Source organism: Ectothiorhodospira shaposhnikovii (assembly GCF_016584105.1).
Taxonomy (GTDB): domain Bacteria; phylum Pseudomonadota; class Gammaproteobacteria; order Ectothiorhodospirales; family Ectothiorhodospiraceae; genus Ectothiorhodospira; species Ectothiorhodospira shaposhnikovii.
In genome coordinates this window covers 36,523-53,215 of the sequence record NZ_NRSM01000013.1, presented here as the reverse complement: position 1 = coordinate 53,215, position 16,693 = coordinate 36,523, and the positions used below count along the sequence as shown (strand labels likewise).

Here is a 16,693-nt window from a genome sequence, read left to right as displayed (position 1 = left end):
AGCGTGAATAGCAAACCCAACATCGTCCTGTCTTCACAGGATTACGACAGGCTGGACAGCCTGCTGGCGTCGATTTCAGAAAGTACCTTTCCGGGTAAGGCGGCCTTGCAGGCCGAACTGGATCGTGCCGAGGTGGTTGATCCGGCGCAGATTCCCCCGACGGTGGTGACCATGAATTCCACCGTGCGTTTTGTCATGGACGGCACCGGCGAGAGCTTCTGCATGACGCTGGTCTATCCCAAGGACAGCACCGGGCAACCTGACAAGGTGTCCATTCTGGCCCCGGTGGGCAGTGCACTGCTGGGGTTGTCCGTGGGGGATCAGATAGAGTGGCCACGGCCCGGTGGAGGGGTCATCAAGGTGAGTATCGATGAAATCCTCTATCAGCCTGAAAGTGCCGGGGACTTCCATCGCTGAAGCTCTGATTTTCTGGTCCCGTGTTGCGCCCGCTGTTGCGGGCGCACGCGATCCTTCTCAATCAAACACCAACCGCACTCCATGTTTCGTCCCCTGGTCGCGCATGGCTGTGCTGGAGAAATGAAATATGGCGGCAGGTCTCGACGAAAAGCTGGAACCGATTTATCAGGAAGTCTTGCGCAGAAATCCGGGGGAGACGGAGTTCCATCAGGCGGTTCGTGAAGTGCTGGAATCCCTTGGTCCGGTGCTGGTGAAGTATCCGGAATTTGCTGATCGCAAGATCATCCAGCTGATCTGTGAGCCTGAGCGGCAGATCATCTTCCGGGTGCCGTGGCAGGACGACAAGGGCGTTACCCAGATCAACCGTGCCTTCCGGGTGCAGTTCAACAGTGCCCTGGGGCCCTACAAGGGCGGCATTCGCTTCCACCCTTCCGTCTACCTGGGCATCATCAAGTTCCTGGGCTTTGAGCAGATCTTCAAGAATGCCCTCACCGGCATGCCCATCGGCGGCGGCAAGGGCGGCAGTGACTTCGATCCCAAGGGGCGTTCCGACGGCGAGATCATGCGCTTCTGCCAGAGCATGATGACCGAACTGTACCGCCATCTGGGCGAATACACTGACGTGCCGGCCGGCGACATCGGCGTGGGACAGCGCGAGATCGGCTACCTGTTCGGTCAGTACAAGCGCATCACCAACCGCTATGAGTCCGGCGTGTTCACCGGCAAGGGGTTGAACTGGGGCGGCAGCCGTGCCCGTAAGGAAGCCACCGGCTACGGCACCGTCTTCTTCACCGAGGAAATGCTCAAGGTCCGTTCCGATTCCTTCGACGGCAAGACCTGCGTGGTGTCCGGTTCCGGCAACGTGGCCATCTACGCCATCGAGAAGGCCATGTCCCTGGGTGCCAAGGTCATCGCCTGCTCCGACTCCAATGGCGTGATCGTGGACAAGGACGGCATCGACCTGGATCTGGTCAAGCAGATCAAGGAAGTGGAGCGTCGCCGCATCAGTGCCTATGCCGAAGAGAAGAAGAGTGCCAAGTACCTGGAAAACGGCAATATCTGGAGCGTGCCCTGCCAGGTGGCACTGCCCTGCGCCACCCAGAACGAACTCAACGGTACCGATGCCAAGACCCTGATCAAGAACGGGGTCATCGCCGTGGCGGAAGGTGCCAACATGCCTTCCACCCCGGAGGCCATCCGCTTCTTCACCGAGGCCGGTGTTGCTTTCGGTCCCGGCAAGGCCGCCAATGCGGGCGGTGTGGCCACCAGCGCCCTGGAAATGCAGCAGAACGCCAGCCGCGATTCCTGGACCTTCGAGCACACCGAAGAGCGTCTGCGTGAGATCATGGTGGACATCCACCGCAACTGCCACCAGACCTCCGAAGAGTTCGGCGCTCCCGGTAACTACGTGGTGGGTGCCAACATCGCCGGCTTCGTGAAGGTGGCCGGCGCCATGGTGGCCATGGGCGTGATCTGATCCGTTCGTTTTGATCCGGGCCGCAGGGCCCCGGGTTTCCAGTGCGGGAACCCGGGGCTTTTTTTATGTGCGGCGCTCAGATGCGTCTGAATGCACAGCACAGGACCTGCTGGCTGATGACGTCCGCCAGCAGTTTCATGTCCAGGGCGCGTACATCGTGGATGTCCACTGCCGCGAGTATGGTCTCGTCCAGTCCTTCCACCAGATTGGGATCAATCGCTTCCCGTGCGGCCTGGTGGAGCCAATCCGGTCGGTAGTCCGTATGGGCTTCCCCGGGACGGAGGGCGACATAGGCAATGCCGGATTCCACCAGATCCTGGAAGAAGTGTGAGCCATAGGACAGATCCGGGATCACCCCGCCACCCAGTTCGGCCACCTCGATCAGGACCGCCATGCGGCTGATATCGGCGAAACGGATCGGCACACCCAGTTCCGGGGTGCTGGTGCCCCAGCGCCCCGGGCCGATCAGCAGGGTAGGCTGGTCATTCCGGTCCGACATGCGCCGGTTGAGTTGCCCCACCAGGCGGGCCACGGTGTATTTCTGTTGCAGGTTCAGGGCGCTGTAACGCTCACCGTCCACGCGGATGATGCGGGCGATGGGTTGATCCAGGCTACCGCCCATGAAGTGCCCCTGGCTGCGGAACAGGAGGGCCTCATCGTCGACGGCCTCAGGGATCCGGACCTGCCGGTTGCCGCCCTGGGTCTGCAGGGGGCGGCACTGCACCAGATTGAATGAGGGGGTACCGTCAGCACCCAGATGAACGGTGAATTCCACATCCACCGGATAGGCGTACACCGACTCCAGTGTCTGCAAAAGCCCCTGAATCATGGACACGAAGGGCGTTTTTTCCAGCAGGGGTCTGAAAGTCAGCCGCCACATCGCGGGTCCACCCAGGGCTTTGGAGCGCTCGCTGGCTTCCCGATCCGGTTCCCCGCACCAACGCAGGACATGATCCATGTCCGCCTCGACCAGATCCCGCAAGGGGCGGCTGAGCAGTTCATTGTCCAGCACATCCAGGATGTCCACCTTGTGCTGGCAGAAGCGACCGTCGTCGGCATGGGCAAAGGGGCGTTTGAGCGGGTGATCCAGGGCAACGATGCAGGCATGGTCGCCATCGTTGCGATCCACCGCCCGCGTGCCCAGTCCCATCACCAGCCGTACCATGCCCGCGGCCGGGTCCATGTCCCGGTCCCAGGCAAAGATGTTGCGGGAGACGCCGACGCCGGCGGCATCCGGCAGGTAATGACGGCCATGATAACGGCCATTGACCCGTTGCAGCAGCAAGGCCATGGGTTCTTCCAGGTCGGCTAGGCCCCGCTGACTGCGGTAGACCAGGGCATCTTCACTCATGGCACTGGCAAAGACCTGGCAGATGGCCTGTTCCAGTGCCTCCAGCCTTTCTTCCGGGGTGCCTTGGTTGACGCAGAAGACACTGTCGTATTTGCCGGCAAAGGCATTGCCGAAACCGTCCTCCAGCAGGCTGCTGGAGCGCACCAGGATGGGATACTGGCCGAAGTAGTCCAGCATCCTGGCCAGTTCCTCGCGGATTTCATCGGGCAGGCGACCATGGAGCATGCGCTCATGGAGGGCCTGGCCTTCGCTGTAGTAGCCGTCCGGCGTACGTTGGCGCATGATCCTGGGCCACCAGCCGTTGTGCACCAGAAAGGAGTAATAGACATCGGTGCCCAGAAAGAAGGAGTCATGGGGTTCCAGGCATCGTTCCCAGGTTTCAGGGGCTTCCCGCCGCAGGATCTGCCGGGCCAGGAGCATCCCCACCGACTTGCCGCCGATATGACCGCTGCCGATCATGCGGGCGCGGATGGCCATGAGATCCTCCAGGCTGAAATACCGGTGGGCCATGTCAAGGATGCGTTCGTCCCGACCCAGCATCACGTGGCACAGCCGTTCCACCTGGGTGGCCCGTCCGGCCCCGTCATCGGGGTTTTGCAACTGCGCCGCCGCCTCCAGAAACAGGGCATTCCAGTAGTCCAGGTGGCGCTGGGGTTCCTGCACATGATCCCGCTCCAGGGCGGTCTGTACCCGGGTGGCGTCGCTGCTGTCGATCACGGGGGAGAATCGGTCGTCCTGCCAGCGATGGGGCAGGAACATGGTGGGCGAGTGGCGTTTCCAGACCTTGACCGGCTGGACATGACATTCCTCGCGGGTGCGGCGAACATCAATCAGGACCTGGGTTGTCTGCCGGATGCGGGCCACGGTGTGATGGGAGTGGCGATGGCGCAGAAGACCGAAGTAGGCCACCGTGTCCAGCTCATACAGATAGGGGCAGACCACCTGGAAGAAGTTGCCCACCATCAGGTCCGTGGCCCAGGCGGAGAGCAGGTCGGAGAGGCAGTCAAAGACATAGAAGGCGCCCCTGCCATGGTCGGTGATCAGCTGGTAGACGTGGCAGGTAAAGGCTTCGAAGCCGCACAGGGCATCCAGTTGCACGATGTGGACATCGGGACCGGCCTCCACCAGTGGTGCATGACGGCCGAAGCGCAGGTAGATGATGGCACGTTGCCGTTCGCGGGCCGCGGCCAGAAAGGGAGCGATGAAGCGCCGGTAGTCATCCATGTGGTCCACGCGCCAGACCACGTTGTCGCCGATGCGAAGGCTGTCAATGACAGTGTCAAGACCGTCAAGACCGGTGGAAACCCTGTTTTCCTGATTCATCTGGTTATCCGTGACTCCATCATGACTTGCCGGGCCTGATCCAATCCTGACATGCCTTTCCGTTGATTGCCCTACCAATGACCTGTGTCACTCCGGTAAAGCCAACTTGCCCCTTTGCGCCTATTCACCCTTGGCAGATCGCCTAGTATCATGGCTGGCTACGCCAATCAGTTCGGACCTGCATGCGTGTCAGGATTTTACGCGGGTCCGAACACATGGCAACCAATTCTACAGGGGATCAGAAATGGCATTGATTGACTGTCCTGAATGCGGGCGCCAGGTTTCGGATAAAGCACCGGCCTGTCCGGGTTGCGGTGTACCCATTGCACACGAGTCCGCCCAGCCCGGATCCTGGCAGGGCGATTCAGAGGAACTGACCCAGGCTCAGTTCCGGGAGCCGTTGCCTTCGGAGCAGGATCCGGAGGTGGATGAGGAATGGCTCAGGGGTGAACAGGAATATCTGGCCTTCACTGATCGCGTGCAGCGCCATCGCATCATGTCGGTGCTGCTGTTCTTCGGTGGCCTGAGCCTTGGCATGGGCATGAAGAGCTTCATGGGTGCCGGCGCTGAAGAAGGACGCGCCCTGATCTTCTATGTGGCGGATATCATGGTGTATTCCGGTATCATCTGGCTGTTTTACAACGAAGCCAGAAACCTCTGGTATCACCGCAAGCTGGGTGGTTGAGCCCGTCAGGGTGGTTGAACGTGAGGATATCGTCCGGGGAGACATTGTCATCACGGACGGGACTCATGGCTGCAATGTCAACCTGTCCATTGACGGCGGTACCTGTGACAATGCCGATGTGCTGGCCTATACCTGTGTTCAACGCCGCAGTCCTGCGCATGGTCGTGGCGTCAGGGCGGTGAAACATCAAGGCTTCCGGGCGGCATGCCGGAGAATGGACGGCATGCCGATCAGCATCCGGCTGCCATGGCAAAGGGGGTCGCTACGGTGGACCATGCTTCGATCCCCCGGGATGCCCTGTCCTTACCCTCGGGTGGGTTCCCATGGCCCATGAACACCTCACCCGGATCGATGCGCCGGACAAGTCCATGGGGACCGATGGTTGCCCTCCAACCCACCACCTCCGTCAATCTGGCGCCCGGCAGCCGGAGGCCTGTGAATAAGTTCCTGAGCAACGGACGACGAGAGCCCTGTGGCCCTGTGTCGTGCCGACAATGAATTATCAAGATTGTCTCGAAGGCATTACCGAGGAGGCCAATGCGTGAATTCCACTTGCAATAATGACTGCCCCATGCCCCCCGATGGCGAGGGTAGTGTTCAGGTCGCCATGGATCCGAACCTGAATATCGGTTCGGCCCGTGTGTTTGCCATCTATGGCAAGGGCGGCATCGGCAAAAGTACGACGTCATCCAATTTGTCGGCCGCCTTTTCACGGCTTGGCAAGCGGGTGCTGCAAATTGGCTGTGATCCCAAGCACGATTCCACCTTCACGCTCACCAAGCGCATGGTCCCCACGGTGATTGACGTGCTGGAGTCGGTGAACTTCCACGAAGAGGAATTATGCCCCGAGGACTTCGTCTTTGAAGGGTACAACGGCGTCATGTGTGTGGAGGCGGGTGGCCCGCCCGCGGGTACCGGGTGCGGTGGCTACGTGGTAGGCCAGACAGTGAAGCTGCTGAAGCAGCACCACCTTCTGGAAGACACCGACGTGGTGGTGTTCGACGTTCTCGGCGATGTGGTTTGTGGCGGTTTTGCTGCGCCACTGCAGCACGCTCACCAGGCCCTCATCGTGACGGCCAATGATTTTGACTCCATCTTCGCCCTGAACCGCATAGCCGCCGCCATTGAAGCCAAGGCCAAGAACTATCAGGTCCGCATTGGCGGCGTCATCGCGAACCGCAGCGTGAACACCGATGAGATCGATCGTTTCAACGATGCGGTGGGACTCCAGCGCCTGGCGCATTTCCCGCTTCTGGACGTGATCCGGCGCAGTCGCCTGAAGAAATCCACCGTGTTTGAAATGCCCGAGGAAGAAGAACTCAAGATCGCCCAGGATGAATACATGCGCCTGGCTGAATCGCTGCTGGCAGGGGTGGAGCCCCAGCGGGCAAAACCGATGAAAGACCGCGATATCTTCGATTTCCTGGGATTCGATTGATGACATCCAACATATCCATTAAAACCGGTGCCAGGGAGACCGAGCGATGAACAAGGGTGTTTCCGGTGCATTCATGGGGCTTCTGGGCAGGTTTGGGACCAAGATCCTTCCGTTTGCCGATGCTGCTACCAAAGAGTTGCCGCTGCCTCGTTTGCTGCGCCTGGCTCTGTTCCAGGTCGCCGTGGCCATGTCCATGGTGCTGCTCACCGGCACCCTGAACCGGGTGATGGTGGTGGAGCAGGGGGTTTCGGCCTGGATCGTGGCCCTGATGGTCTCGTTGCCTTTGCTGTTTGCTCCCCTGCGGGCGTTGATGGGGCATCGATCGGATAATCATCGTTCCGCCTTCGGTTGGCGGCGGGTGCCCTATCTGTGGATGGGGACGTTACTGCAGTTCAGCGGCCTGGCCATCATGCCGTTTGCCCTGCTGGTGCTGGCTGATGGCAGTGGGCCGGTCTTCCTGGGCCCGCTGTCGGCCGCCATCGCCTTCCTGCTGGTGGGGGCGGGCATGCACATGACCCAGACCGCCGGTCTGGCCCTGGCCACGGATCTGGCCGCTCCCGAGCAGCGTCCCCGCGTTGTGGCCCTGTTGTACGTGGTGCTGCTGCTGGGAATGGTGCTGGCGTCGTCCATCTTCGGCTTTCTGCTGACCGACTACACGCCGGGGCGTCTGATCGAAGTGCTGCAGGGCGTGGCTCTGCTGACCATCCTGCTGAACCTGGCGGCATTGTGGAAGCAGGAGGCGATCGATCAGCGACGCGCCAAGGCCCGTCATGAGCCTGTCGTTCCCTTCATGGAGGCCTGGCGATCATTCAGTGGCATTGGACATATTCGCCGTCTTCTTGTGGTGATTGCCCTGGGAACCGCCGGTTTCAACATGCAGGACATCCTGCTGGAGCCTTATGGGGGGGAAATCCTGGGCATGTCGGTGGCGGCCACCACCACGCTCACTGCCACCTGGGCTACCGGCATGCTGATTGCCTTTGCACTGGCGGCGCGGTTGCTCACCCGGGGCGCAAATTGCTACAGAATTGCCACCGTGGGGGCCGCTGTCGGGGTTCTGGCCTTCATCGTGGTGGTGATCGCGGTACCGATGGACTCCACCATTGTGTTTCGTTGCGGTGCCTTCCTTATCGGTTTTGGTGGCGGTCTGTTTGCGGTGTCTACGTTGCTGGCCATGATGGGTTTTGCGCGTAATGAGCAAAGCGGCATGGCAGTGGGTGCATGGGGTGCAATTCAGGCCACTGCCGCGGGTGGAGCCATCTTCCTGGGTGGAGCCATTCGTGACCTGGTGGGGTGGATCACCGGCACCGGATGGCTGGGTGAGACCCTGGCCGCGCCGGCCACCGGCTATCTTGCCGTTTACTATCTGGAGATTGTTCTCCTGCTGGCCGTGCTGGTTGTGATGCTTCCGCTGTTGCGTGCAAGGGAAGAGCCGCCCAGTGCCGGTCCACCCGGAAAGTTCGGCATGACCGATTTCCCGACTGCGTGATGCGCTGTGCACAGGCGCCTTTGCCCGGTAGAAGCAGATGGATTGCCATCGAAAACTTGACCCTGGTCAACGCTTGTGATTCATGCACCTCGGAATGATGTTTTCTCCCGTTGACACGAAAATGTGTCAGCGTAGACTTACAACCAGACTCAAGACAGGGTATTGATGGGCCAATGCCAAAGGCATGCCCCGTTGGTGCTGCTGGAGTCGATGAATTCGAGTAGTTACTGCAACCCTATGGAGGGTCTTTGAATGTCCGACGAATACGTGCAGAGCATTTCCGGTCTTACCGAAGAGCAGGCCAAGGAATTCCACGAGCAGTTCAAGACCACCTTCACCGTGTTCATGGCACTTGCCGCCGCTGCTCACTTCCTCGTCTATGTGTGGAGACCGTTCTACTAAGAACGGCCCTACCACACGGCGGGTCCGTGTGGCATTGACTGAATTTCAGTTCGAAAATAATTGACAGGGTGATTCCAATGAGCGAATACAGAGCAAAGCGGCCGAGCAATCCTTCCGACGACTGGAAGCTGTGGCTGGTGGTGAACCCCGGCACCTGGCTGATTCCGATCCTGATGGCCGTTCTGGTGGTGGCTCTGGCTGTGCACGCTTTCGTGTATGCCAATGACGACTACAATCCCCTGCGCAGCGATGTGACCACTGTGCAGGCTGAGGAAGTGGCATAAGTTGCTGTTGTAGTTTATTAAGCGACTTTGTTATTGCTTCGAGAGCGGTTGGCGCACATGCGTCAACCGCTCTTTTTTTTGCCCTTCCCTCCATGGTGATGATTGTCCAATTCCGGGAATTATATTTATATTCCTAATCCATGTTCATCTATTGCATGCTTTACTTTGTGCCAGAAAAACCTTCTCTGGTTTCACATTCTTTCCACAAAGGTGGGGGCTTTAGCCCGGAATTTCCCTGAAGGACCCGCTATTTCAAGTCAGGGTCGATTCTTGAAACGAAGCAGGTGATGTTCATGGGATCAGATCTTGTAACAGAAAGTGACCTGAGTCAGTAAATGGACTGCCTGGTGGCGATGTTTGTGCTGAAACAGTCTTTGGTTTTTTATTTAAGTTATTGATTATTAATAATATATTTTAATTTTTTTTCGGGGTTGCGGGCAGTCTGGTTACCTTGACATTTAGTGCTGTCAACGTAGACTTACATCCATGCTGTATTGGTGCTTGATGGATGCAGCATGTGTGTTGAGCGCTGGTGCAGTAAATAATAACCCGATCAGGGAGCCTTTCAGTCATGTTCGGTGGTCATGAATGTCATGGCAATGAATGGGCTGAATGACTTAAGAGCAATCAGATGCAACCCGGCAGATTCGTTTCTTCGTGGTTGCCGCTAGTAGTCTCTTGGCCAGTGCAAGTGGCCAAGGTTATAAACCAAGAGGGTAATGTCAATGAGCGAATACAGACCGAGCAAGCCGAGCAACCCGAAAGACGACTGGAAGCTGTGGCTGGTGGTCAATCCCGGTACCTGGTTGATGCCGATTCTGATGGCAGTTCTCGTCGTGGCTCTTGCCGTTCACGCGTTTGTGTACAGCAATGACAACTACAACCCGCTGAGCTATGACGCCAGCGCCGTTGAAGCTTCCGAGTAACGAGGGAATAAATCATGAATGACAGCATCTCCGGCCTGAGCGAAGAACAAGCCAAGGAATTCCACGAGCAGTTCAAGACCACCTTCACCGTGTTCATGGTGATTGCTGCTGCTGCCCACTTCCTGGTATTCCTGTGGAGACCCTTCTACTAAGAAGGTCACCGCAGTTGCGGTATTAGCAGTTAGCAGTGCGGGTGGAGGTGGCTTGAAAGGTTTCAGATGTGCATTACCGTGACTTTGCAGAGGCCGGTATTGCGCCGATTTCAGTCTCCTCCACCTTCCTCCTTGAACTCATTTCGATTTTGCCCACCCCTTGCTGCAGCCATGCCCGCGCAATCGGCAGTCCGGATTGTCCGGTTGTGACCGGACTTTCGATTTCTGGAAACGGTGATTGAGAGTGTCTCCAGGGGCCTGCCCGAGCCATGCTGTCATTGGGCAGGATGCCCGTAGAAACTACTTTTCTGGCGGCGTCAGGCGTGCTTTCCGATCAGGTTCCAGTGGGTGCAAGCGCTCCCTTTCCATCAGAAGCAGCCCTCTGAGCAACCTCTGCTCGTCTTCCGGACTCAGGCCAAAAAAGCGCCCTCCAACCAATCGCTGACCGGTTTCCCTGGAGTCGGAAACGAATCGGACCTGTACGCCACACTCCACTGACTCGGTGCCCGGCAGATTCAGTTTGGTCAGGGTCAGCAGGTCTCGCGCATGAATGGGAGTTTTGAGTGGGAAAACAGCCTTCAGTCCGCCCAGCGAAATATCCATGAGATGCCCCGTGAAAGGACGCCCATCCCTGTTGATGAGGGTGATGGGGGTGCCGGATGCATCATCCACTGGCGCGCGAAAATGGGTCCGTTTTTGCTCCCTGTCCAGTTCTGAAGGCACCGAGAGTACATAAAATGCTTCGCCGTCATGTTCTCCTGAGTGGAGTAATACGGTACGGAAATGCAGGCAGGATTCCTTTAGTACCGCGTAAAGGTGAACCTGTTGTCCGGCCGCCATGCGCAGATTCCCCTGATAGGGGGTCAGCTCGCTGATGAACAGCCAGCCCCTTGATGGATCCATTCGATTGAGGGTGCTCTGGTAAAACTCCTGATCGTGCTCAAATCGAACGCTGAGGGAAGCGCGTCGTGCTTCCAGATCCCTGAGCAGGGCGATAACGCGTTCCCGTGAGTGATCTGGGCCACCATGCTGTCCCGGGAAGGGCGTGCTGGAGACGGTCTGGTGCGGGTGATTGAGGGGCTGATTCATGGGCCGGGTTCTCCGAGCTCAATGATCTCCAGACGGCGAATATTCCGGAGCCTATAGTGAGGCTAGCACAGTCTGGAAAAGAATCAGCCTGAATAAGGCTCAGGCAGGGAAATTCGTGATACGGGCGGGTCTAGGTCAGGCTTTGGTGATGGGGCGGGAGTTTGTGGCAGACGATGTAGCCTGTCCCTGCGGGCCATAGAGTTCCGTTCGGGAATCTTCTCCGCGCAATATGTGGAGTGCCTGATTCACCTGCCGTCTTTTGGTCTCCACCACGCCGCCGTTGGTGAGGTTGAGCAGGCGGCATCTTTCCATGATCTCGACCAGACGCTCCCAGACCGGCGTCAGGACACCTTCCGCATCCCAGTCACGCAGGCAGCAGGCCATCCCATGGGCGGTATTTGCATAATTTTCCCGTTTGAGAAGGGCGCCCTGCTGGCGGGTGAGCATTTCCAGCTGCTGAACGCGCTGCTGCTTGTCGGCAACGGCCAGGTTCAGGCTGTCAAGATCCCTGGAGCCCAGCGCCTGGCTTTCAAGCTGCAGGGCATGTTCCAGCGACATGGCTTCCCTGACCGAATGGGTCAGTATCTGCTCCAACTGCTCTGGGAAGGATCCGTTGTCCATGGTTAGAGCGGGTAAAGCGCTTCGTTCTTCATGATGTTGCCGGCAACGGAGTCGGCATTGACCTGATAGCGTCCTTCCTGGATGGCCTGTCTGATGGCCGCCACTTTTTCCTGGTCGACCGTAGGCTGTGCCTTGGCATTCTGCTCAAAGTTGGTCAGGCGACGGGCGGTTTCCGTCAGGGTGACCTTGTCACCTTCGGGCGCCGTGGTCTTCGAGGCGCTGCTGTTGCTGCCAGGTCTGGACACATCGGAAGCGCCCCGGCTGTCACCGGCGCCACGTGTCTGGCTCTGGGTCAAACTTTTGATATCGATGGACATATTGCGTTCCTCGCGTGCACTGAACGGCCACTTCTTGAAGAATTTATCGGCCGTTCCGACGGTATCTTTAGGGGCATTCAGTGCGACTTGGCTCACATATTAACACCGACTACACCTGGAGACAGCACTCGACCTTCGACAACGCGTCGAGATGACAGGTTGCGAACCTGTATTCTGTCGCCGTAGGCACCGTCTGCGAGGGCTTGCCCTTCCATGCGTACTGCTATTCCCGCATTCTGCGCCACCAGCGTGACGTTTTGTCCCCTTTGAACCAGCCGCGGGGGTTCGACCATCTGTGGTGAAAGCGCGGTGCCGGCGGGTAGTGCCCGTCTGAGCACCATGTTTGTCACCTCTGCGGGATCGGTGAGATACCCTCCGTGCATGCTGCCAAGATCGCGAAGTTCAAGCCTGAAATCGCTCTGGGAGAGCATTGTACCCCGGGGAAGGGCGCGCTCCAGCACGATAACCTCGCCTCGGACCACAACCTGCATGGGTACAAAAAGACTCCAGGGTGATGGAGACGGGCAGCGAACCCCGACGGTAACATTGCCGGTCAATCTGGCGCCCGGGGGCAGGAAGGTTTCGAGGGCGGTATCGCAGGCTCGCAATCTCAGGCGCGGGTCCAGCGAGCCGCGAATGACGCGCACGTCCAGATGCTCTGCGTGATGGGCTTGAGCCTGGCTGCTCAGGTAGTTGCCGGCGGCCGCCAAAATGCTGTCGTGGGTTTGTGTGTTTACGGCCATGACCTGAGGGCTGATAGACAGCAACAGGCTTGTTGCCATGGCGGGCCACGGCGAGGCATGGCGTTTCCGGAAAACAAAAAACGCTTTTAAAAACATGGCGCTGCCACCTCTTAAGTTACTTCGGATCCACCTTCGATAGATTTTCCGATGGAGATTGCGAACGCCGGAAAATCCGCCCGGGAATCCCTCTGAGAGATCATGAAGCAAAATGCAGGCCAGAAAATTTTCAAGAAATCGTTGCCCGTGCCGATCATACTAGAGTATGAAGGGCATGATCCTTCGTGATACCTGCGGGAGAGGCCGATGAGCAGCTTGCTGGATGATGTCGATCGTCGCACCCAGATGGTGGGCCAGAATCGCCTGGAGCTATTGCTGTTTACCCTCGGTGGTCGGCAGCTCTTTGCCATCAATGTCTTCAAGGTGCGGGAGGTGATCACCTGCCCCCCCTTGAACCGTCTTCCAAGTACGCACCCGATTATCCGTGGGGTGGCCACCTTGCGGGGAAAGACCGTTTCCGTGGTGGATCTGGCGCAGGCACTGGGCATGGCGCCGGTTCCTTCCCGCGAGGGCGGGGCGGCATTCGTCATTCTCACGGAGTTCAATCGCTCTGTGCAGGGCCTCCTGGTGGCATCGGTTGACCGCATCATCAATCTCAACTGGGACCAGATTCATCCTCCACCGCGTGGAACGCATAAAGACAGTTTTTTGACGGCTGTGACTCAGGTGGAGGATCGCCTGGTGGAGATCATTGATGTTGAAAAGGTGCTGGAGATGGTCACCGGCCCTTCTGGGGATGTCAGCGATGCGGTAATGTCCAATATCCATGGTGGCGGGCGTATTCGATGCGCGCTGGTGGCTGATGACTCTGCCGTGGCGCGCCGCCAGATGGTGCGCGCCCTGACCCAGATCGGGGTTGAATCGATTGTGGTGAATGATGGCAGGCAGGCGCTGGACAAGCTCCTTGAACTCGCCAGTCAAGGCCCCATTGATCAGCAGATCGGGATGGTGATATCCGATATTGAAATGCCCGAGATGGATGGTTATACCCTGACATCAGCCATCAGGAAGGAGCCGGCGCTTTCACGTCTGTATGTTGTCCTGCATTCTTCGCTTAGCGGGACGTTTAACGAGAGCCTGGTACGCAGGGCGGGTGCGGACCGTTTCCTGCCCAAGTTCAGTCCCGACGAACTGGCGGAGGTTGTGCTTGGGCACTTGCAGGCGGAGCAACAGGCCTCCAGCCCCCCTTGACCGGCATTTTTCTGCCGTCTGGCGGACATGGTATTCCTCTGTTCGTCAAGGCAGGCACCATTCATGAGGCCCCGCTGGGCATCGTGAAAGTTATACTGGTGGAGCCGTCAACCGAGTGGTTCGGTGGCTTAACGTTCCATAACGCAAGATTGACTCAAAACAGGAATCCACCTTGTCAGGCCCTATCGAATCTCAGGATTACGAGGATTTCAGGATTTTTCTGGAGAAGTCCTGTGGATTGATCCTCGGGGAAAACAAGCATTATCTGGTGAACAGCCGTCTTTCGAGGCTCATGGGCGAGTTCTCGGTCTCTTCCGTGAGTGAGCTGCTCAGGCAGCTGAAGCTGGGGCGTCATCCAGGTCTTCGGGAGAGGGTGATCGAGGCCATGACCACCAACGAAACCTACTGGTTTCGTGATGTCTTCCCCTTCGAGATCCTCAAGAACCAGATCTATCCGGAGCTGGCCAAGCAGAAAGGGGCCGGTTATGCGCCGCGCATCTGGTGTGCCGCCTGTTCTTCCGGGCAGGAACCCTATTCCATCAGCATGGGGTTCAGTGAATATCAGCAATCCCGACCGGGGAGTTTGCGGGATGTCCAGATTCTGGGTACGGACATATCGGGTGCCGTGCTGAAAGAGGCCCGTGAGGCCAGCTATGATTCTCTGGCCGTTGCCCGCGGCCTTTCCCTGGAGCGACGCAGCCGATTCTTTGTGCAGAATGGCGAGCGCTGGAATATCCGGCCCGATGTCAAGGCAAGGGCGAGTTTCCGGGAATTCAATCTCATGGACAGTTACACGCTGCTGGGGCGCTTTGATATCGTCTTCTGCCGCAATGTCCTGATTTATTTTTCAGTCGACTCCAAGAAATTGATCCTGAAGAAGATATCCCAGGCCCTCAACCCGGGTGGCTATCTCTTTCTGGGCGCTTCCGAGTCCATGGCCAATTATTCCGACGCCTTTGAGATGGTCCGGTGTAATCCCGGGGTGGTTTACCGTCTCCGCTGATCGTGTCGGATGCCAATAATCTGACCCGCCGACTGTGGGCGGGTCCGCCGGAACGGCGGCAAATTGCCGTCTGGCCTCTCCCGTCAACAGAGATTTCTATCTAACTCACGGAAAATCCTTCCTTTTTTATTCTGGCACGCCGATTGCTTATCGACCTTTAGGAACATTTCTTGAGGTCGAGTCCATGCCACTTTCCATAGACAGGGCCATCGGTATCCATGGCGATGCGCTGCAGGTGCGCTCGAAGCGCCTGGAGTTGCTCGCCTCCAATATCGCCAATTCCGATACCCCCAATTACAAGGCGCGTGACCTGGATTTCCGCCAGGTGCTCAGTCGTGCGCATCAGCCCGATGCCCTGGGCCTGCGCCTCACCCACGCCGCCCACATTCCGGATGATGCCTCGAAGCAGGGCATGGGCGACCCCCTCTACCGGGTGCCTTCCCAACCCTCTCTGGACGGCAATACGGTGGATCCTCAGCTGGAGCAGGCGGCATTTGCCGAAAACACCGTGCAGTATCAGGCCAGTCTGGATTTTCTGGGCAAGAAATTCAGTGGCCTGCGCACGGCCCTTAAAGGCGAATAGGCCGGGAGATTAAAGCATGAGCAACATGTTCAGGATTTTTGACGTCTCTGGTTCTGCGTTGAGCGCCCAATCGGTCCGTCTGAATACCGTCGCCAGTAACATGGCCAATGCCCAGGTGGCCAGCACCACCCCCGAGCAGGCCTATCGCTCCAAGCAGCCGGTGTTCCAGACGGTGATGGACCAGTTCGGCAAGAGCGCATCCACTTCTCCGGTCCGGGTGGCCGGTATCGTCGAGAGCCAGGCCGAGCCCTTCGTGAAATATGAGCCCCATCATCCGCTGGCCAATGAGCAGGGGTATGTCTACATGCCCAACGTCAATCTGGTGGACGAGATGGCCAACATGATCTCCGCGTCGCGCAGCTACGAGAACAATGTGGAGGTCATGAACACCACCAAGCAACTGCTGTTGCGCACCCTGCAGCTTGGCCAGTCATAGGAGGACCTGTCGTGACCGTGATTGATCAGTCAACCATAGACAGCCTGGGTTTGTCGGGCTCATCCCGCTCTGAAACCCGGCGGGATGAGCTGGGGCAGGCGGAATTCTTCAAATTGATGATTACCCAGCTGCAGTACCAGGACCCGCTCGATCCCGCCGACAGTGGCGAGTTCCTTGGCCAGCTGGCCCAGTTTGCCACGGTGAATGGTATCGCCGAGCTTCAGCAATCCTTTGATTCCATCGCCAATACCATGAAGGCCAATCAGGCCCTGCAAGCCGCTTCCATGGTTGGCAGGGAGGTACTGATTCCCGCGGAGCTGGCCTATCTGGGTGAGGAAGGATGGGTCCGCGGCGGCGTGGATCTGGAGACGTCGGTCGATTCGCTCAACATCGGCATCTATAACGAGGCCGGTGAACTGGTCAACCAGGTGCAGCTGGGCGCCCAGGCCTCGGGATTGAAGTCCTTCTACTGGAATGGTCTGGACAGCAACGGGGAGCGTGCGCCGGAAGGCATCTACGAGTTTCGGGCGGATGCCCGGCTCGATGGCAAGACCAGCCAGCCCGAAGTCTTGCTGAATGCCTATGTCAGCAGTGTGCGGACCAGTCAGGGCAGCGGCACGGTCACGCTGCTCATCGATGGTTTCGGGGAGGTTGATCTGTCCAAGGTCAGGCAGATCAGTTGATGTGGGTCCCAAGATACACCTAACGG

The 16,693-nt window shown here is 58.3% G+C and carries 19 protein-coding genes; 14 read left to right on the top strand and 5 right to left on the bottom strand.

Features of this window, described 5'->3' with window-relative positions; genetic code table 11:
- Positions 1 to 3 precede the first annotated feature (3 nt).
- Together rnk and gdhA are read left to right on the top strand one after the other, a co-directional pair.
- Positions 4 to 417 carry a nucleoside diphosphate kinase regulator gene (gene rnk / locus CKO35_RS09135; RefSeq protein WP_200174984.1) on the top strand — a complete coding sequence of 138 codons (414 nt, stop codon included), beginning with the start codon at positions 4 to 6 and terminating at the stop codon, positions 415 to 417.
- Between the two features lie 127 nt (positions 418 to 544).
- A complete protein-coding gene (gdhA, locus tag CKO35_RS09130) occupies positions 545 to 1,894 on the top strand; it encodes an NADP-specific glutamate dehydrogenase (protein ID WP_200174982.1) in 1,350 nt (449 codons plus the stop codon).
- Between the two features lie 76 nt (positions 1,895 to 1,970).
- Here the strand turns inward: gdhA and CKO35_RS09125 are convergent, their stop codons facing one another.
- A complete protein-coding gene (locus CKO35_RS09125) occupies positions 1,971 to 4,568 on the bottom strand; it encodes a PEP/pyruvate-binding domain-containing protein (protein WP_200174980.1) in 2,598 nt (865 codons plus the stop codon).
- A gap of 244 nt (positions 4,569 to 4,812) precedes the next feature.
- Between CKO35_RS09125 and CKO35_RS09120 the strand changes: the two genes are divergently transcribed.
- The 7 genes from CKO35_RS09120 to pufB (CKO35_RS09090) all read left to right on the top strand — a co-directional run bounded on the left by CKO35_RS09120 (position 4,813) and on the right by pufB (CKO35_RS09090) (position 9,944).
- On the top strand, positions 4,813 to 5,253 hold the full coding sequence (locus CKO35_RS09120; RefSeq protein ID WP_200174978.1) for a zinc-ribbon domain-containing protein: 441 nt from the start codon (positions 4,813 to 4,815) through the stop codon (positions 5,251 to 5,253).
- A 571-nt stretch (positions 5,254 to 5,824) separates the two neighbouring features.
- Complete coding sequence (gene bchL / locus CKO35_RS09115) at positions 5,825 to 6,691, top strand: ferredoxin:protochlorophyllide reductase (ATP-dependent) iron-sulfur ATP-binding protein (RefSeq protein ID WP_200175065.1); 867 nt, start codon at positions 5,825 to 5,827, stop codon at positions 6,689 to 6,691.
- A 46-nt stretch (positions 6,692 to 6,737) separates the two neighbouring features.
- Positions 6,738 to 8,180 (top strand): BCD family MFS transporter, encoded by a 1,443-nt coding sequence (locus tag CKO35_RS09110; protein ID WP_200174976.1) that lies wholly within the window; start codon positions 6,738 to 6,740, stop codon positions 8,178 to 8,180.
- 252 nt (positions 8,181 to 8,432) lie between these two features.
- On the top strand, positions 8,433 to 8,582 hold the full coding sequence (gene pufB / locus CKO35_RS09105) for a light-harvesting antenna LH1, beta subunit (RefSeq protein WP_008931732.1): 150 nt from the start codon (positions 8,433 to 8,435) through the stop codon (positions 8,580 to 8,582).
- A gap of 77 nt (positions 8,583 to 8,659) precedes the next feature.
- The gene (pufA, locus tag CKO35_RS09100; protein ID WP_200174974.1) at positions 8,660 to 8,866 is read left to right on the top strand and encodes a light-harvesting antenna LH1, alpha subunit; all 207 of its coding nucleotides are present in this window, start codon (positions 8,660 to 8,662) and stop codon (positions 8,864 to 8,866) included.
- Positions 8,867 to 9,591: 725 nt separating this feature from the next.
- Positions 9,592 to 9,792 (top strand): light-harvesting antenna LH1, alpha subunit, encoded by a 201-nt coding sequence (gene pufA / locus CKO35_RS09095; protein ID WP_200174972.1) that lies wholly within the window; start codon positions 9,592 to 9,594, stop codon positions 9,790 to 9,792.
- A 14-nt stretch (positions 9,793 to 9,806) separates the two neighbouring features.
- Entirely contained in the window at positions 9,807 to 9,944 is a 138-nt protein-coding gene (gene pufB / locus CKO35_RS09090) for a light-harvesting antenna LH1, beta subunit (RefSeq protein ID WP_008931729.1), read from the top strand.
- A gap of 300 nt (positions 9,945 to 10,244) precedes the next feature.
- On the opposite strand, the gene CKO35_RS09085 is transcribed toward pufB (CKO35_RS09090), so the two are convergent.
- The 4 genes from CKO35_RS09085 to flgA form a co-directional block, all read right to left on the bottom strand.
- Complete coding sequence (locus CKO35_RS09085; protein ID WP_200174970.1) at positions 10,245 to 11,033, bottom strand: flagellar brake protein; 789 nt, start codon at positions 11,031 to 11,033, stop codon at positions 10,245 to 10,247.
- A 135-nt stretch (positions 11,034 to 11,168) separates the two neighbouring features.
- Positions 11,169 to 11,654, bottom strand: a complete 486-nt coding sequence (locus CKO35_RS09080; protein WP_200174964.1) for a flagella synthesis protein FlgN — start codon at positions 11,652 to 11,654, stop codon at positions 11,169 to 11,171.
- 2 nt (positions 11,655 to 11,656) lie between these two features.
- On the bottom strand, positions 11,657 to 12,067 hold the full coding sequence (gene flgM, locus CKO35_RS09075) for a flagellar biosynthesis anti-sigma factor FlgM (protein ID WP_338031777.1): 411 nt from the start codon (positions 12,065 to 12,067) through the stop codon (positions 11,657 to 11,659).
- On the bottom strand, positions 12,064 to 12,810 hold the full coding sequence (gene flgA / locus CKO35_RS09070) for a flagellar basal body P-ring formation chaperone FlgA (RefSeq protein WP_242467112.1): 747 nt from the start codon (positions 12,808 to 12,810) through the stop codon (positions 12,064 to 12,066). The genes flgM and flgA overlap by 4 nt, the downstream gene beginning before the upstream one ends.
- Positions 12,811 to 13,017: 207 nt before the next feature.
- On the opposite strand from flgA, the gene CKO35_RS09065 reads away from it, so the two are divergent.
- From CKO35_RS09065 to CKO35_RS09045, 5 genes are all read left to right on the top strand, one after another.
- Positions 13,018 to 13,962, top strand: a complete 945-nt coding sequence (locus CKO35_RS09065; RefSeq protein WP_200174962.1) for a chemotaxis protein — start codon at positions 13,018 to 13,020, stop codon at positions 13,960 to 13,962.
- A gap of 172 nt (positions 13,963 to 14,134) precedes the next feature.
- Positions 14,135 to 14,965: a CheR family methyltransferase gene (locus tag CKO35_RS09060; RefSeq protein ID WP_200174960.1), complete on the top strand. Its 831-nt coding sequence runs from the start codon at positions 14,135 to 14,137 to the stop codon at positions 14,963 to 14,965.
- 184 nt (positions 14,966 to 15,149) lie between these two features.
- Positions 15,150 to 15,548 carry a flagellar basal body rod protein FlgB gene (gene flgB, locus CKO35_RS09055; protein ID WP_200174958.1) on the top strand — a complete coding sequence of 133 codons (399 nt, stop codon included), beginning with the start codon at positions 15,150 to 15,152 and terminating at the stop codon, positions 15,546 to 15,548.
- Between the two features lie 16 nt (positions 15,549 to 15,564).
- Positions 15,565 to 15,984, top strand: a complete 420-nt coding sequence (gene flgC, locus CKO35_RS09050) for a flagellar basal body rod protein FlgC (RefSeq protein ID WP_200174957.1) — start codon at positions 15,565 to 15,567, stop codon at positions 15,982 to 15,984.
- Between the two features lie 11 nt (positions 15,985 to 15,995).
- Positions 15,996 to 16,667 (top strand): flagellar hook capping FlgD N-terminal domain-containing protein, encoded by a 672-nt coding sequence (locus CKO35_RS09045; RefSeq protein ID WP_200174956.1) that lies wholly within the window; start codon positions 15,996 to 15,998, stop codon positions 16,665 to 16,667.
- The last annotated feature ends 26 nt before the right edge of the window (positions 16,668 to 16,693 follow it).

What these genes read in the sequence shown, in the direction of transcription:
- gdhA (WP_200174982.1), top strand. Translation starts at nt 545, where the DNA reads ATGGCGGCAGGTCTCGACGAAAAGCTGGAACCGATTTATCAGGAAGTC.
- CKO35_RS09125 (WP_200174980.1), bottom strand. Translation starts at nt 4,568, where the DNA reads ATGAATCAGGAAAACAGGGTTTCCACCGGTCTTGACGGTCTTGACACT.
- CKO35_RS09120 (WP_200174978.1), top strand. Translation starts at nt 4,813, where the DNA reads ATGGCATTGATTGACTGTCCTGAATGCGGGCGCCAGGTTTCGGATAAA.
- bchL (WP_200175065.1), top strand. Translation starts at nt 5,825, where the DNA reads ATGCCCCCCGATGGCGAGGGTAGTGTTCAGGTCGCCATGGATCCGAAC.
- CKO35_RS09110 (WP_200174976.1), top strand. Translation starts at nt 6,738, where the DNA reads ATGAACAAGGGTGTTTCCGGTGCATTCATGGGGCTTCTGGGCAGGTTT.
- pufB (WP_008931732.1), top strand. Translation starts at nt 8,433, where the DNA reads ATGTCCGACGAATACGTGCAGAGCATTTCCGGTCTTACCGAAGAGCAG.
- pufA (WP_200174974.1), top strand. Translation starts at nt 8,660, where the DNA reads ATGAGCGAATACAGAGCAAAGCGGCCGAGCAATCCTTCCGACGACTGG.
- pufA (WP_200174972.1), top strand. Translation starts at nt 9,592, where the DNA reads ATGAGCGAATACAGACCGAGCAAGCCGAGCAACCCGAAAGACGACTGG.
- pufB (WP_008931729.1), top strand. Translation starts at nt 9,807, where the DNA reads ATGAATGACAGCATCTCCGGCCTGAGCGAAGAACAAGCCAAGGAATTC.
- CKO35_RS09085 (WP_200174970.1), bottom strand. Translation starts at nt 11,033, where the DNA reads ATGAATCAGCCCCTCAATCACCCGCACCAGACCGTCTCCAGCACGCCC.
- CKO35_RS09080 (WP_200174964.1), bottom strand. Translation starts at nt 11,654, where the DNA reads ATGGACAACGGATCCTTCCCAGAGCAGTTGGAGCAGATACTGACCCAT.
- flgA (WP_242467112.1), bottom strand. Translation starts at nt 12,810, where the DNA reads ATGTTTTTAAAAGCGTTTTTTGTTTTCCGGAAACGCCATGCCTCGCCG.
- CKO35_RS09065 (WP_200174962.1), top strand. Translation starts at nt 13,018, where the DNA reads ATGAGCAGCTTGCTGGATGATGTCGATCGTCGCACCCAGATGGTGGGC.
- flgB (WP_200174958.1), top strand. Translation starts at nt 15,150, where the DNA reads ATGCCACTTTCCATAGACAGGGCCATCGGTATCCATGGCGATGCGCTG.
- flgC (WP_200174957.1), top strand. Translation starts at nt 15,565, where the DNA reads ATGAGCAACATGTTCAGGATTTTTGACGTCTCTGGTTCTGCGTTGAGC.